The following is a 14,875-nucleotide window of genomic DNA, read 5'->3' on the forward strand; positions in this document are numbered from 1 at the left end:
CCTTGCACAACTTTGGTGACAGAGCGGTGACACACAGCAAACTTACGCTACAAAAAGTGTAAAAAAAATGACGGAAAAGAAGGTAGGTTTTTCTGCCTATCAGGAGCTGCTTTGGTCATTGCCGGAGAGAGATCGCAAGAGCTGATCCAGCGAGATATCTGCAGGCTGTTCCTTCAGTATGCGCACCAGACGATCCTGCTCACCAAAGCTGATGCGATCGTAAAACGGCTCGCGGAGGACGGATTGGGGCGGCTCGGCAGGCTCCGCTTTATGTTCGAGGGGTGAAATCTGGTCCGCCAGCTCGCGAAGATGAATGGCCAGATGATTCTTTCGCTCGGGGCTGAGACTCTCCCACTGGAACGACCCGAGACCGGTTTGCACAATCTCGACGGCATCACTGTCCAGCGTGCTCCCCAGCAGTGCAAAAAGACGGGTAAATGCTTCATAACGCAGCATAGGATCGATCGGCCCCGCATTAAAAACAGACTCAATCTCACCCACGGCCTGCAGGCACCGATCTTTCAGGGTATCAGCCTCACTTTCGGTTTCGGGCTCCGGCTTGGTAACTGTTTTGAGCGGGCTCTCGGATCCTCGTTTGGACACCTTGTGCCAGTAGGCTGCAATACCAGCCTTTCGTCTCGGCAACTGGGACAGCCGCACATCAAGCATATCCGCGAGGGTATGAAACTGGCGGCAGGAAGGGTCTGAAACAGGCAGAAGCGCGACCGGCTTCTGGTTGAGAACCGACTGCCGAAGGGTCTCGTCCCGCCAGATACCACCCATATAGTGGAGCGAGATTCCCAGGTGGCGCTGGGCAGCGGCGTCCAGGCGCTGGAACACGGACCGTGCCTGACTGGCGCCCTGGGCCATATTCACCAGAATGCTCGGAATCCGGTTATAGCCCCTGCGCCGGAGAACCTTGATCAGCGAAAAGGCGTCGGTAAGGGACGCGGGGTCCGGGGTCACCACCATGCAGGCCAGCTCTGTCGCGGCAATCATATGCAGCCCGGCAGCCTGAAGCCCGGCAGCCGTGTCGGTAATGACGTAATCGTAGCGGTTTTCCAGGTTATACAGTGCCCGGAGTATGCGAAGGCTCTCCGTTGGCCCCATATCCATGCATTCCTGCACGCCGGAGGCCCCCGGAACAATATGCAGGCCGTAGTCGGTCTTCAAGATGATGTCCTCAAGACGACACTCTCCGGCCATCACATTGGCAAGGGTTTTTCTCGGATAAAGGCCAACCATAATGCTGACGTTGGCCAGATCGGTGTCGCCATCCAGCAACAGAACGCGGTTATCCTGCCTTGCGAGGGTGAGCGCAAGATTCAGGGCGACCGAGGTCTTGCCCACCCCACCCTTGCCACCCGTTATGGCGATGGTGCGAGGTTGGTTCGGATTGTGCTTGACAGGTTCTCTGGCGTTCATCACCGGCAATCTAGGTCCCTGATTTTTCGGTTTTCTGTATTTTAACCTGTAAAAATTCTACACATATCACGAATCAGATAATATATTGCTTAAAAAAAGAGCAATAAGTATTTAATAACGACGGATTATTGTCTAAGCTCTTTTCCGACAATAAGAATGAACGCTCCGTCAGTTAATGAATTGATTCGCCCCACGGCAGGTAAGCCTATGCACATTGCGCCTGATCTACAGCTACCGAGTCTTCCGGAAGTCACCTTGCGGGCGCTCGAGGCTTGCCATCAGGACGAGAGCTACCGGAAAATCAGCGAAATTGTGTCTGCCGATACCGCACTGGTAGCTCGTATCCTGGCACTGGCCAACTCCGCCCTGTACGGCCCTTCTACTCCGATCCGCTCCGTCGACCAGGCACTCCTGAGACTTGGCACCCGACGTTTTCACACGCTGGTCCTGACCGCAGCCCTGCGCCAACTGCTATTCGAGCTGGGCGGTGACGAATGGCAACAACTCAGAGATTTCTGGCGACACTCGCTGACCACCGCGTTGACCGCCCGGGCCCTGGCAACGCTGACCCGTTATCCGGAGCCTGACGAAGCCTTCATGTTGGGCATGCTTCACAACATTGGCGAGCTGATCGCTATTAAAACGCCAGCCACCGAGGCGAAGCAACACTATCTTGATCATCAGTCCGACATCGCAGCGGAACTCGTTGCCTCCTGGGGGCTGGGGCCAATGGCCGCCGATGCCATGCGCTACCAGCAGGCACTATCCTCGGAGCTACGGGATGCCGGACATCTGGTGAAGCTGATCAGCCTGGCCACCCGACTGGCACTCTCCGATGCCGCCGGCATTGCAGCGGCAGGCACGGTATTCGGGCTGAACGAGGAACTGACCCGGGAGATAAATCGCCGCATCGGCCACGAAGTCTCGGGTATGGCTGCATCGCTGGGGATTCCTCTGGACGAAAATTATTGCGGCGAGAGCGCCTCTCGACAGCTGAAACAGACAATTCTGCGCCAGGCCATGGCGAACCAGGCGATCAACCTTGCCGATCTGACCGGAGAAACCGAGGACATTCTCGCCGAGACGGTCAACAGTCTAACGCTGATCACCGGCCTGCCGGCGCTGTGCTTTGGGCACACAGGCGAAAACCTTGTGCTCCTGTCCGGGACCATTGGCGACATCCCTGACCTGGCGGTCACCGCCAAGCCCGGCGGCAGCGTCCTTACGGAAGCCTTTATTTCTGGCCTGCCAGTCAGCCTTGGTGATCGATCCCCAACAGTACTCGACCGACAGTTGCTGTCACTGCTCCATACGCCCTCCATACTTGCCGTACCGGTTAACAATGGCGGGGACTGCCCTGGTGTCTTCGCCCTGGGCACAGACAACGAGCATCTGCCAACAACCCTGGAACTGGCCGATATCTTCACGGCTCAGTTGGCATCGGTACTGGCAGACCGGGTGCCGGCCCAAACCGATGCCGAAGCCAGTACAGAGGGCCTGGATCAGGAGATCGCCCGCGACCGGCTGCGTAAACAGGTTCACGAAGTCAGCAACCCACTGACCATAATCCGACAGTATATTTACCAGCTGCGAGGCAGGCTTGAAGATGCTGGTGTCCAGCAGGAGCTGGACGTAATCCGGGATGAGCTGGATCGGGCGGGCAATCTTTTACTGCAAATGAGCCATACTGACTCCGTGGATCAGGGCGATGACGGGGTTGAGCTCAATGCCGAACTGGAAAGTCTGGCTCGTATCCTTGAAGATAGTCTGTTCAGCTCAGATAGCCGCAGCCTTCGGTTATCGCTTTGCAGCGAGCCAACGCGGGTTGCGGCTGGCCCCACGAGGATTCGGCAGATTGTGATCAATCTGGTTCGAAATGCGGCGGAAAGCCTGGCGGATGATGGCGGCACGGTTGAAATACGGACGTCTTCGCCAGTGTGGCAGAACCACCGAACCTGGGTTGAGCTGGAAATCTCGGACACAGGCAGAGGAATACCCGGTGAGGTCAGGGACGCCCTGTTTTCACCGGTGAAAACCACAAAGGGAGAGGGCCACAGCGGTTTGGGCCTGAGCATTGTGAAACAGCTCGTTGATGACATGGAGGGCATCATTGCTTGTCGCACGGGGCAGGAAGGGACCACCTTCAGGATTCTGCTTCCAGCGGCCAGCCACAAAAAGAATGAGACCGACTGACGCAGAAACAACGGACACAGACCGATGGCACCTGAACATACTGATCAGCCTTTCAGTCACGGGTTAACGGCACGGATACTGGTAGCAGATGACGAACCCCGCCTGCTCAATACACTGGCTTCGCTGCTGCGTAGCCGGGGTTATGACGTTGCGGAAGCTCACGGGGGCCGAAAAGCCTGCGAGCTGATCGACCAGCAAACCTTCGACCTGGCCTTGCTGGATCTCCGGATGCCCGAGGTCACAGGTTTCGACGTTATGGCACACCTTGCCATCGGACAGCCGGATTGCGGCGTGATCGTGGTCAGCGGCGAAAGTTCGTTCAGTGCTGTGAGCCGAGCACTGCGGCGGGGCGCCCTGGACTACATCCGTAAACCCTTTGATCCTGAGGAACTGCTGGCCACCGTTGAGAGCGTGATCGGAAAAAAGTCACTCCTCGAAGCCCACGAGCATATCCAGATGCGGCTGGAGAAATCCGAGGCGCTGCATCGTTACATCGTTAACAGCTCTCCTGACATCGTGTTCATGCTTGATCAGGACGGTCACTTTTGCTTCGTGAACAGCAAGGTAGAAAGCCTGCTCGGATATAAGCCAGCGGAACTTTGCGGCCAGCATTTCCGCCACATTCTCGACGACCGGGACGTGACCCGCGGGACACTGGCCCTGAAGGGACCAAACATCACTGCAGATAACCCTCGAACCCTGGAAGTCCGCCTTAAAACCCGTGGCAGCCGGCGAGCAACCCGTCATTTCGAGATAACCGCTTTTCCCATCGATCCGCAAACCTGGCCGCACTCCGGTAACACGCAAGGAGGCGGCAGTGGCAACGGCGCCACCTATTATGGGACCGCTCGTGACGTTACCGAGAGGAAGGAAGCCGAGGCCTTCATCAATTTCCAGGCCTACCATGACCTTTTAACGCGATTGCCGAACCGTGCACTTTTCAAGGACCGACTTGAGCTGGCGATCACCCACGCCAACCGTGGTGGCCAGAAGCTGGCGGTTATGTTTCTGGACCTTGACCGTTTCAAGGTCATCAACGACACCCTCGGCCACGCGATGGGAGATCGGCTGTTGCAGGCAGTGACTCACCGGCTCGAGAAATGCCTGCGCAAGGGCGACACCCTTTCCCGGTTCGGTGGCGACGAATTTACCCTGCTCCTGCCCTCCATCCACAATCACGAAGACGCGAGACAGATCGCCAAGAAGCTGATTGATGCCCTGCGGGCACCTTTTCAACTGGGGGATCACGAAGTATTTGTAGGTGTCAGTATCGGCATCGCAATCTTCCCCGAGGCCGGCGAGACCATGGATCAGCTGATCCAGAACGCCGACATTGCCATGTACCACGTCAAAGGCAAGGGCAAGGACGGTTACCGCTTCTATTCCGACAGCATGAGTATCGATACGGCCAACAGGCTGAACCTCGAGCGGGATCTGCGTCAGGCCCTTGAACGGGACGAGTTGCGAGTGTTCTATCAGCCCCAGGTGTGCTCAACAACCAACCGGGTCGTGGGTCTTGAGGCCCTGGTTCGCTGGCAGCACCCGGAGCGGGGACTGCTTTACCCGAGAGACTTCCTGCCCCTGGCGGAGGAAACCAAACTGATAGGCCTGCTCAGTGAGCGTGTTCTCGACCAGGCCTGCCAGGATGTCGGCCGCTGGATCCGGGAGGGCCACACCCACCTCCGGTTGGCCGTCAACCTGTCCCCCATCCAGGTTGAGCATCCGCGGTTTGTAGAAACCCTGATGCAGCAGGTAAAGGCCCACAACTTCCCGGCCGGCAACCTGGAAATCGAAATCACTGAAAACGTGATCATGAACGATCTGGAACAGATCTCCCAGAAGCTCCGGGAACTGGCAGCTCTGGGTGTCCGGATAGCGATCGACGATTTCGGCACAGGCTATTCGTCACTGAATTACCTGCATCGCCTACCCATTCACACCCTCAAAGTCGACCAGTCTTTCGTGAAAGCCATCCGCAGTGGCGACGACGGTGCATGCATCGTAAACGCCATTGTCGCCATGGCCCATGGACTCAAGCTGGAGATCGTTGCAGAGGGCGTGGAAACCGACGAGCAACTGGATTATCTGCGGAGCCTGGGTTGCCACCAGGTCCAGGGTTTCTTCTACGGCCCTGCCAGGCCCGCCGCCGAGATTTCCAGAACTCTCGGATCCACCAGGGCCAAAGCTGCCTCATTCTGACATACGATTATCGATTGTCAGACACTCCGATATAAAAGCGCGATAGGGTTTGCAAAGTATTGCAGTACGTTACTTTATGTATCCTGAAATGCGCATTACTGCACATATTTCTCCCACCCTGTTCTCTAAGCTCGAATCCATAGGCGCTGATTACCGGAATGTCCGACATTCTCGGACCAATAACGACAAAAACGGTGACAGCATCCAAGGAACAAGAACAGGCAGCAGTCATCATGCGCGACAAGTACAAATACATCGGTCCCGTCTACGATTTTCTCAGCAATCTCTATAGCGGCAAGAATATTCACCGCTGCAAAACCGCCATGCTGGATGTGGAAACCGTCCGGCCCGGAGACAGGATTCTGTTTGCCGGAGTTGGCCATGGCCGGGACGCCATTCGGGCGGCCGAGCTGGGTGCAGACGTGACCGTGGTGGATTTGTCCGAAACCATGCTGCGGAAATTTGCCGAAGCTCAGGAAAAAGAGGCGCCACACCTCACGATCCGACGCATTCACAGCGACATCATGAAAGTAGATGAGTTCGAGCAGTACGACATGGTCGTGGCCAATTTCTTCCTGAACGTGTTCGATGAAGACATGATGGTCCGGGTCCTCGAACATCTGATACGGCTGGGCAAAGCCGACGCCCGGGTCGTTGTTGGTGACTTTTCCTACCCCACTGGCAACCTGCTTTCCAGAATGTTCAAGAAGCTTTACTGGTACATGGCCGTCTTCATTTTCTGGCTGTTCGCCAACAATGCCTTCCACAAAATCTACAACTACCCCGAGCACATGCAGCGGCTGGGCCTTCAGGTCACGGACAAGAAGCACTTCAAGCTCCTGAACATGAACTGCTACTGGTCCATTCTCGGACGCAAGCAGGCCTGAGCACTTTGCTAGAGATTCACCCAACAAAAACAATCAGGGAGCAGCAGCATGTCGGATCAGATACTCGCACTGGACAGGGTTGGCACACTTGAGAGCGGCTCATTCACGTTTACCGAGCGGGTCGGCTTCCTGAAGAAGTACGGTACCCATTCCCAATCGTTTTCAACGCTCCAACCGGGCATGCAATATTTTGATGTACCGGGCATGGGGTATATCGCCTACATGCGCAAATGGGGCGGCACCTTCGTGCTCTCGGATCCCGTCTGTGCGCCGGAAGACTTTGGCAACCTGCTGGAGAGCTTCCACCAGCGCTTTCCAAACGCCAGTTACATCCAGGTCTCCAAGCCCGTCGTCGATTTCCTGCACCTGCGATTTGGTCTCTACGGCACCCAGTTTGGCAGCGAATCCCGCATCGATCTGGGCCGCTGGTCACTCAGCGGGAAGAAAAAACAGATCCTGCGAACCGCTTTGAACCAGGCAGAAAAAAACGGGATTACGGTGAAAGAGCGTTTCAGTGACGATCACACCCGTGAAATATCCGAGGCCTGGATTCGAACCCGCAAATGCAAGAGCAATGAAATCCGCTTTCTGATCCGTCCCATGGAAATGGACTATCGCGAAAACGAACGGCATTTCTACGCCTATCAGGACGACAAGGCCGTAGGGTTTATCTATTTTGACCCGATTTATCGCAACAACGAGATTATCAGCTACGTGCCCAATATCTCCCGGGCCAACGCCGATTTCCGACAGGGCATTTTCTATACCCTGATGGCTCATGCGATGGAGGTCTTCAAGGCGGAAGGCGTGCCTTATCTGGATCTCGGACTGATACCCCTGTCACTGGATCCTGCAACAGAGCATCAGGAGAGCAGGCTGTTGAAACGCCTGTTGCACGGGCTCTACGAGAAGGGCAATTTTCTATACAACTTCAAAGGCTTGGAGTTTACAAAGTCGCGCTTTAGGGGAGACAACTTCAAGACCTACTGTTGTCACAAACGGTCGATTCCGGCGCTGGAGTTTTTCGCCATGTTCAAGCTGACCCGGTTGCTGTAGCCCCTAGGGGCTCTCCAGGCCAGTGTTCGCTCACCCGTTTGGCCTCCAGCCCCAGGCCCGCCATGAAGGGCGCGATGCCCTTTGGTGCCGGCCCTGAAAACAGCGCAGCGCTCACAGGTTGTTTCCCTGCGCTGGCAACTGGGCCTTGAGCAACATCAAGCCGACCGGTCTGTTCCAACAGCCAGGCTACCCGTCGGGCAATGGCCTCACCCGAGTCCACCCAGAAACGAACCGTCGGCAGACTCGCCCTCAGACTCTCCAGTAACAGTGGATAGTGAGTGCAACCAAGCACCACGGTGTCCACACCGGCCTCTTTAAAAGGCCTCATGGCTTCGCTCAGCTCGGCAAGCGGAACCTCGATTCCGGAAACCAGGTCCTCTGCCCAGCGCACCAGCCCCGGATGGCCAATACGCTCAATCCTGCAATCGCCAGCGAATTCCTCGACCAGCCTGTCGAGATAAGGTCTGCGAACCGTTGCCGGTGTCGCCAGCAGCCCCATTCGCCGATTCACGGACTTTGCTGCCGCCGGTTTGATGGCCGGCACCACCCCCACAACCGGCACCGCCGTCATCGCACGTAAATGCGGCAGGACCACGGTACTGGCGGTATTGCAGGCCACCACGATGGCGTCTGACGGGTAGAGCTCAAGCGCTCTGGTGATCAGACCGCAACAACGGTCGATCACAACCGCCTCGGATTTGTCGCCATAGGGAAAGCCTGCGTTGTCTGCCAGATAGACGATCTCCAGTCCCGGCAGTTGCCGGTGAATGCAGGCCGCAACGCTCAGACCACCGACACCGGAGTCAAACACCAGAACCCTTGGAGGTGACTGCCTGCTCAAACCGGAATGCCTCCCCGGGAAATCTCGTGTTCCATGGCCCGGATCAATCGGCCAGAAATGGTGGTTTCCGGTGGTACCGGTGGCGTATCGCCCGGCAGGAACCAGTCGGCATCGGCAAGCTCGTCCTCCTGGAGAACCAGCTCGCCTCCTGCGTAATCGGCGAAGAAGCCGACCATGAGCTGATGGGGGAATGGCCAGGGTTGCGAGGCGTGGTAGCGGATATTGGTGACGTCCAGCCCGGTCTCCTCTCTCACTTCACGGTGCACAGCGCCTTCCAGACTCTCACCCGGTTCAACAAAACCGGCGATGAGGCTGTAGAAGTGCCGTTTGACCCGCGAGGACTTCGCGAGCAGAAGCCGATCATCCCGGCGTATGACGACAATCACGCAGGGCGCCAGCCTCGGGTACCAGGGAATGCCACAGGGTTCGCACCACTTGGCCCGCTCACGCGGATGGAAACCGGTTTCCTCGCCGCAGCGGCCACAGAATCGGTGGTCGCGCCACCATTGCCAGACCTGAAAGCCGGTACTGAGCATATCCGCCGGCGCATCGCTAACCATCAAAAGCGCATCCCGCAGCGGTACAACCTCCTGATTACCGACGTCGCTGTCCGGCAGTTCGGTCACGAATACACCGCACCCATTGTAACTGCCCAGAGATACGGAATCGGACAATTCGCCCCGGAAAAGGCTGCTGTCGCCGCTGTGCAGCCAGCCGTTATCGGGCTTGACCACACCCGATCCCGACAGCGCAAGGATCAGATCGCCGTTTTCCGGCCGGCGGGTCGTCCAGCCCGGTATCCACTGAGTCATTGCGATCACCATTCGATGCATCAACTGGGTTATTGGAAGATCAATCGGGAATGTACCACATTGCCGCACCGGCCAAGAATGAAAGGTCCACCTTTCCGCACTGTACTCAACCAAGTAAACTTGGCACCTGTTTCGTCAACGGAGTTGCCATTTATGCGTCTTTACCAGGGCATTCGCAGCCTGATCCTGACCCTTTTCCGAAAGATACTGTTTATCTGGGTCCGGACTGATGTCAGCGGCAACAGCGTTGAAGCCCTCGCCCTGGATCCCGACAAACCGGTTTGCTACGTGCTGCAATACAGCTCGCTGTCGAGCCGCCTGGTTCTGGAGCAGGAAGTTATCCGTGCAGGACTTCCTGGCGCCACCGAAGCCCTTCCGGTGAAGAACGGCCCGTCCCACTCCTTCTTTTTCCTCTATCGCCGGATCGGTGGCTTTTTCAGGGGGCGTCAGGCGCCGGCACCCACGAACGAGTTTCAGGCCCTGGTTCGCTACGGTCTCGAACATCCGGACCAGGACGTACAGATTGTTCCAGTGTCCCTGTTCTGGGGGCGCTCCCCGGACAAGGAAAAGTCCCTGGTAAAACTTTTGCTGTCCGACACCTGGTCCATCGCCGGCCGGCTTCAGAAGTTACTGATCATCATGGTTCATGGTCGCAACACCTACGTTCAGTTTAACCAACCGCTCTCACTGAAACAGGTGATCGACGAATACCGGCACAGCGAGGAGCGGGCCAACCGCAAGCTGGCCCGGATCCTGAGAACCCACTTCCGCCGGGTTCGCCAGGCGGTACTGGGGCCAGACTTGTCCCATCGCCGTACCCTGGTGGCAGGTCTGGTGCGCACCCAGGCGGTCAAGGAAGCCATCCGGGAGACCGCTGCCAGAGACGACATACCACCTGAGAAAGTCCGCGCCAAGGCCTACAAATATGCGGATGAGATTGCGGCGAGCATGTCCGTTGTCACGATTCGATTCATGGAGGTGCTGTTGTCATGGCTCTGGAACCGGATCTACAACGGCATTGCCATCAACAATATCCGGGTGGTGAAGGAAGTGGCGCAAGACAATGCCGTGGTTTACGTGCCCTGCCATCGTTCACACATCGACTACCTGCTGCTGTCCTACGTGCTTTACAAGAATGGCCTGATGCCTCCGCACATCGCCGCAGGGATCAATCTCAACATGCCCATTGTCGGCCCGATCCTGCGCCGTGGCGGGGCGTTCTTTATGCGCCGCAGTTTCAAGGACAACCCGCTGTACGCCACCGTGTTCAATGAGTACATGCACGTGATGTTCTCCCGGGGCTATTCCGTCGAGTATTTCATCGAAGGCGGCCGAAGCCGCACAGGCCGCATGCTGCAGCCCCGCCCCGGCATGCTGGCAATGACCGTACGCAGTTTCCTTCGGGACCATCGCAAACCCATCGTATTCGTGCCCGTGTACATCGGCTATGAGAAAGTGATGGAAGGCCGCTCCTACCTGGGTGAACTTCGTGGCAAGAAAAAGGAAAAAGAAAGCGTATTCGGTCTTGCCAAGACCGTTCGCAAACTCAGTAACTCCTTTGGTCGGGTTTCAGTCAACTTTGGCGAAGCCATTCATTTGTCTGAGGTTCTGGACGATGTTCACGGTAGTTGGCGCGACGAGGCCTACGACGCCGAGTATCGTCCGAAGTGGCTTAACAGCGCGGTTTCAGAGCTGTCCTTCCGGGTAGCGTCGAACATCAACGCGTCAGTTGCGGTAAACCCGATCGGCATGGCCGCCACGGTTCTTCTTGGCACCGAGCGACTGGCCATGGACGAGGGACAGTTGATCCGCTTGATGGATCAATACGCCGCCCTGCTAAAGGCTTTCCCGTATGCGGAAACGGTAACCCTGCCCGAGGGGGCCGGCAAAGACTGGATCGCCTACTGTGAAGGCATGGGCCTGGTGACGCGCCAGCCGCAGAAGCTGGGTGACATTATTGCCCTCGAAGGCAGCAACGCAATCCTGATGACCTATTACCGGAACAACATCCAGCACCTGTTTGCGCTGCCCTCACTGATCGCCAGCCTTTTCGAGAACAAGGATTCGCTGGGCCGGGACAAGATTGTGTTCCTCGCCAGCGTAGCCTACCCCTACCTGCAATCGGAACTGTTCCTGAAATACCAGCCCGATGAAGCCAGGAAGGTCATCAATCAGTGGATTGATGTTCTCATCGAACATGACTTGCTGAAGCCCCTGGACGATGACCGGATCGGTCGACCCGAGGAAGGTACCGAAGCCATGCTGAGGCTCAGGGTTCTGTCCCGCTTCATCATCCAGACGGTAGAGCGCTACCACATCGCTCTGGGCATTCTCCGCAAATACGGCTCGGGCAAGATCAGCGCCGCCGAACTGGAAGAACAGAGCGCGCTGCTGGCCGAGCGGATGTCGATCCTGTTCGGCCTGAATGCGCCGGAGTTTTTCGACAAGAGCCTGTTCCGCAACTTCATTGCCAATATGCAGAACAATGGCGTTATCACCACCGATGACAATGGCCTGCTCTGCTATGGGGAGGGGCTGGATGAGGTGGCGGACGATGCCCGCCTGGTGCTGAGCGTCGAGAAGCGACAGGCAATCCAGCAGGTCACCATGCTGGGTGCCTGATGGCATTTACTGCGGTGGCAGCGCCCGGATGGCGTACACATCGTAGCGGCTGCTCTTGCCCTCAATGCGGGTGGTTGGCTCCGCTCCCTCAATGGCCGATGCCTTACGGGGCCGCTTGACCACCACCCGGTAACGGGCGCGCTCCAGAGCGGCCGCGAGCAATTGTGCGGAATCCTCGTCGTCTCCTACGATAGTGCGGAAAACCTGCATTTCCTTTTTTACCAGGGCCGACTTGTCCCGATGCGGAAACATCGGATCCAGGTAGACAACATCCGCCGCCTCGGTGCCTGGTCGGGCAAGCCATTCAATACTGCTGCCCTCAAGCAGTCGCATGCGCTCGACAATGGCCGCACAATCCACATTCAGGGCTGCGCGCGCAAGGCCATCGGCCAAGAGAGCGTGAATGACCGGGTTACGCTCGAACAGGGTAACCGTGCAGCCAAGGCTGGCAAGCACAAAGGCATCCTGGCCAAGCCCTGCCGTCGCATCAACGATATGCAATGCGGCCCGTGTTTTCTGCAAGCCGACCGCCTTGGCCACCAACTGGCCCGCGCCACCGCCGCGCTCCCGCCGATACCCCATCTTGCCGGTCACGAATTCTGCACGCACCGGTCCCGGCGCACCTTTGCCAGTCATCTCCAGGCCAAGGCCCTGCTCATCCAGGAACAGTAAAACCGGGAAGTCGCGGATGTCTCTGGGGCGGACGACACCAAGATTCGGGACCCCGAGCGAATCGGCAAGAGCATCGGCCTGCAATCGGTCACCCAATGCACTGCGGGCAACAGCGACGATGTTCTGGAAACGTTCAGAGCGGGCGTACGGAGCGGACGGGGACGAGTCAGGCATCAGACCAGAATATCAATTCCGGCCAGGCTACCATTGCCGCCAGTTTCCTGACCGGCTGCGGCAACAGAGGCAAAGGTCGACAGCGCCCTGGCGGCTGGCAGGGACACTTCGTCTGCGCGGAACCGCTCCAGACGGGCGTCTTCAGCGGCACGACGGGCTTCTACACGCCGCTCGAGGCTTTCGGTCGCATTGCGGTCGCTGACAACACCCTGATTGCCATCGGCAAGGTCACGGCGGGCCGCGTCAGGTGTTTTTTCGGGCGTTGATGCCGGCGCACGGGCCGCATCGCTGCGCTCCCTGACCAGACTGTTGTTGCCGGTCTGGAAATTTAAATTGTTACCCGGGTTAATTCCGCCAATCATGTTCAGATACCGCTGGCCGGATGACAGGAAAACGTGAAATGGAAGTATGGAAGATTATCGCACGGAAGAAAAGACAGCTGGTCAGTTTTTACCCAAAGCGGTTTGCCCGGATCAGACCGGGCGGCCGGGGTCACTATCGACCAGGCAGTTTTTTCCAGGCCACTTCATCCCTGATGTAGACAGGTTGAGCCTGCTCCGCCGGCACCGCCTTGCCCTGCCCGAATGCGATCACCGCCAGGCGCGCGACCCAGGCTGCTCGCAGCACCAGGGTTTCATCGATGGGATCAACGCGCCCTGACACCTCCGCTGGCATGGCAGAGCGGTATTGCCAGCCCGGCCCTGCTCCGCACCAGCGCTCGGGGCCCGCTGGCAGTGTGACTGCCTCGGGTGGACACACCTGTTCCGAAGCCAACGCCTCAGGCAGTCCTGCCCGGGCAGCGAAGCAGCCCCAATACACCTCGCCCATGCGGGCATCGAAGGCTACCGCAATACCGGTTTCCTCGTGAGGATCCAGAGCATCCATGGCACCCAGCGCCACGGCCTGCAGTGAAGACACCGGCACCACCGGAATGTCCAGCCCCCAGGCAAGACCCTGCACAACACCGGTCGCGATCCTGACACCGGTAAAAGAGCCCGGCCCGCAGGCAAAGGCCAGGGCATCAAGCTCTGCCGGAGCAAGATTCTTCTCCGCCAGAAGCTCCCGCACCATCGGCATCAATAGCCGGGTATGGCCTCTGGGGGCAAGCTCGAAGCGTTCGGAGATCTCGCCATCAACAAGAAGGGCTGCCGAGCAGCCCTCCGATGACGTATCCAGTGCCAACAGTTTCACCGGTGTGAAAACCTCAGGTCAGGATGCCAATTTATTTGAGTTCAGACAGGATCTGGTCGCGAATGCTGTCCAGACTGCCAACGCCCTCGACACGGACGTATTTCGGTGCCGCGGCCGGCTCTTTCGACGCCCAGTCCTGGTAGTAGCCAACCAGCGGTGCAGTCTGGTCGTGGTAGATTTTCAGACGCTTGCGAACCGTCTCTTCCTTGTCGTCCTCACGTTGAACCAGCGGTTCTCCGGTCTGGTCATCCTTACCCTCGACCTTGGGCGGATCGTATTTCACGTGGTAGATACGACCGCTTCCCTCGTGCACCCGGCGACCGGACAGACGGCTGACAATTTCTTCGTCATCCACGGCAATTTCGACCACATAGTCGATGGCAATTCCCTGGTCTTTCAGAGCTTCAGCCTGGGGGATGGTCCGCGGGAAACCGTCGAGCAGGAAACCGTTCTTGCAATCAGGCTGCTGGATTCGCTCTTCGATCAGCGCAATGATGATGTCGTCAGACACCAGGCCGCCCGTTGCCATGACTTCCTTTACCTGCTTGCCCAGCTCGGACTCGGCTTTCACCGCCGCACGCAGCATGTCACCGGTGGAGATCTGGGGAATATCAAACCGTTCAGTAATGAACTGGGCCTGAGTTCCCTTGCCTGCGCCCGGCGCGCCTAACATGATGATTCGCATAACGCTGTGCTCCCGTTTTAGTCATTATCATTTGAAAAGCTGTGGCAAAAACCCGTGCCTTTGCGACAGCCTCTCCTGCACGGAACAGGTGTCAGCCGAAATCGGCGAAGGCGCATTA

12 protein-coding genes are annotated in these 14,875 nt (G+C 57.7%); 5 read left to right on the forward strand and 7 right to left on the reverse strand.

What is annotated here, in order from left to right:
* Positions 1–99: 99 nt before the first annotated feature.
* On the reverse strand, positions 100–1,425 hold the full coding sequence (locus AC13DD_RS09960; RefSeq protein ID WP_092030381.1) for a MinD/ParA family ATP-binding protein: 1,326 nt from the start codon (positions 1,423–1,425) through the stop codon (positions 100–102).
* A gap of 207 nt (positions 1,426–1,632) precedes the next feature.
* On the opposite strand from AC13DD_RS09960, the gene AC13DD_RS09965 reads away from it, so the two are divergent.
* The 4 genes from AC13DD_RS09965 (at position 1,633) to AC13DD_RS09980 (ending at position 7,760) form a co-directional block, all read left to right on the forward strand.
* Positions 1,633–3,618 carry an HDOD domain-containing protein gene (locus tag AC13DD_RS09965; RefSeq protein ID WP_286802356.1) on the forward strand — a complete coding sequence of 662 codons (1,986 nt, stop codon included), beginning with the start codon at positions 1,633–1,635 and terminating at the stop codon, positions 3,616–3,618.
* Between the two features lie 24 nt (positions 3,619–3,642).
* Entirely contained in the window at positions 3,643–5,817 is a 2,175-nt protein-coding gene (locus AC13DD_RS09970; RefSeq protein WP_339622959.1) for an EAL domain-containing response regulator, read from the forward strand.
* A gap of 233 nt (positions 5,818–6,050) precedes the next feature.
* Entirely contained in the window at positions 6,051–6,704 is a 654-nt protein-coding gene (locus AC13DD_RS09975; protein ID WP_041645012.1) for a class I SAM-dependent methyltransferase, read from the forward strand.
* Between the two features lie 48 nt (positions 6,705–6,752).
* Entirely contained in the window at positions 6,753–7,760 is a 1,008-nt protein-coding gene (locus AC13DD_RS09980) for a DUF2156 domain-containing protein (RefSeq protein WP_008176138.1), read from the forward strand.
* Here the strand turns inward: AC13DD_RS09980 and murI are convergent.
* Together murI and nudC are read right to left on the reverse strand one after the other, a co-directional pair.
* On the reverse strand, positions 7,738–8,601 hold the full coding sequence (gene murI / locus AC13DD_RS09985; protein ID WP_008176140.1) for a glutamate racemase: 864 nt from the start codon (positions 8,599–8,601) through the stop codon (positions 7,738–7,740). The genes AC13DD_RS09980 and murI overlap by 23 nt on opposite strands.
* Positions 8,598–9,413: an NAD(+) diphosphatase gene (gene nudC / locus AC13DD_RS09990; protein WP_273069288.1), complete on the reverse strand. Its 816-nt coding sequence runs from the start codon at positions 9,411–9,413 to the stop codon at positions 8,598–8,600. Before nudC ends, murI begins: the two co-directional genes overlap by 4 nt.
* A gap of 153 nt (positions 9,414–9,566) precedes the next feature.
* Here nudC and plsB point away from each other — a divergent pair, with 153 nt between their 5' ends.
* Positions 9,567–12,035 (forward strand): glycerol-3-phosphate 1-O-acyltransferase PlsB, encoded by a 2,469-nt coding sequence (gene plsB, locus AC13DD_RS09995; protein ID WP_273017380.1) that lies wholly within the window; start codon positions 9,567–9,569, stop codon positions 12,033–12,035.
* 6 nt (positions 12,036–12,041) lie between these two features.
* Here plsB and AC13DD_RS10000 read toward each other — a convergent pair whose 3' ends face one another.
* From AC13DD_RS10000 to adk, 4 genes are all read right to left on the reverse strand, one after another.
* Positions 12,042–12,881, reverse strand: coding sequence for a class I SAM-dependent methyltransferase (locus AC13DD_RS10000; RefSeq protein ID WP_482931094.1), 840 nt, complete (start codon positions 12,879–12,881; stop codon positions 12,042–12,044).
* Entirely contained in the window at positions 12,881–13,243 is a 363-nt protein-coding gene (locus tag AC13DD_RS10005; RefSeq protein WP_273017379.1) for a UDP pyrophosphate phosphatase, read from the reverse strand. Before AC13DD_RS10005 ends, AC13DD_RS10000 begins: the two co-directional genes overlap by 1 nt.
* 133 nt (positions 13,244–13,376) lie before the next feature.
* On the reverse strand, positions 13,377–14,072 hold the full coding sequence (gene tsaB, locus AC13DD_RS10010; RefSeq protein ID WP_219122992.1) for a tRNA (adenosine(37)-N6)-threonylcarbamoyltransferase complex dimerization subunit type 1 TsaB: 696 nt from the start codon (positions 14,070–14,072) through the stop codon (positions 13,377–13,379).
* A gap of 31 nt (positions 14,073–14,103) precedes the next feature.
* Complete coding sequence (gene adk, locus AC13DD_RS10015) at positions 14,104–14,757, reverse strand: adenylate kinase (protein WP_008176153.1); 654 nt, start codon at positions 14,755–14,757, stop codon at positions 14,104–14,106.
* Between the last annotated feature and the right edge of the window lie 118 nt (positions 14,758–14,875).

The sequence above is a fragment of the Marinobacter sp. L-13 genome (assembly GCF_056857715.1).

Coding starts and splice junctions, on each gene's coding strand:
- AC13DD_RS10005 (WP_273017379.1), bottom strand. CDS start 13,243: ATGATTGGCGGAATTAACCCGGGTAACAATTTAAATTTCCAGACCGGC.
- AC13DD_RS09960 (WP_092030381.1), bottom strand. CDS start 1,425: ATGAACGCCAGAGAACCTGTCAAGCACAATCCGAACCAACCTCGCACC.
- AC13DD_RS09980 (WP_008176138.1), top strand. CDS start 6,753: ATGTCGGATCAGATACTCGCACTGGACAGGGTTGGCACACTTGAGAGC.
- AC13DD_RS10000 (WP_482931094.1), bottom strand. CDS start 12,881: ATGCCTGACTCGTCCCCGTCCGCTCCGTACGCCCGCTCTGAACGTTTC.
- AC13DD_RS09970 (WP_339622959.1), top strand. CDS start 3,643: ATGGCACCTGAACATACTGATCAGCCTTTCAGTCACGGGTTAACGGCA.
- plsB (WP_273017380.1), top strand. CDS start 9,567: ATGCGTCTTTACCAGGGCATTCGCAGCCTGATCCTGACCCTTTTCCGA.
- AC13DD_RS09975 (WP_041645012.1), top strand. CDS start 6,051: ATGCGCGACAAGTACAAATACATCGGTCCCGTCTACGATTTTCTCAGC.
- AC13DD_RS09965 (WP_286802356.1), top strand. CDS start 1,633: ATGCACATTGCGCCTGATCTACAGCTACCGAGTCTTCCGGAAGTCACC.
- adk (WP_008176153.1), bottom strand. CDS start 14,757: ATGCGAATCATCATGTTAGGCGCGCCGGGCGCAGGCAAGGGAACTCAG.
- nudC (WP_273069288.1), bottom strand. CDS start 9,413: ATGACTCAGTGGATACCGGGCTGGACGACCCGCCGGCCGGAAAACGGC.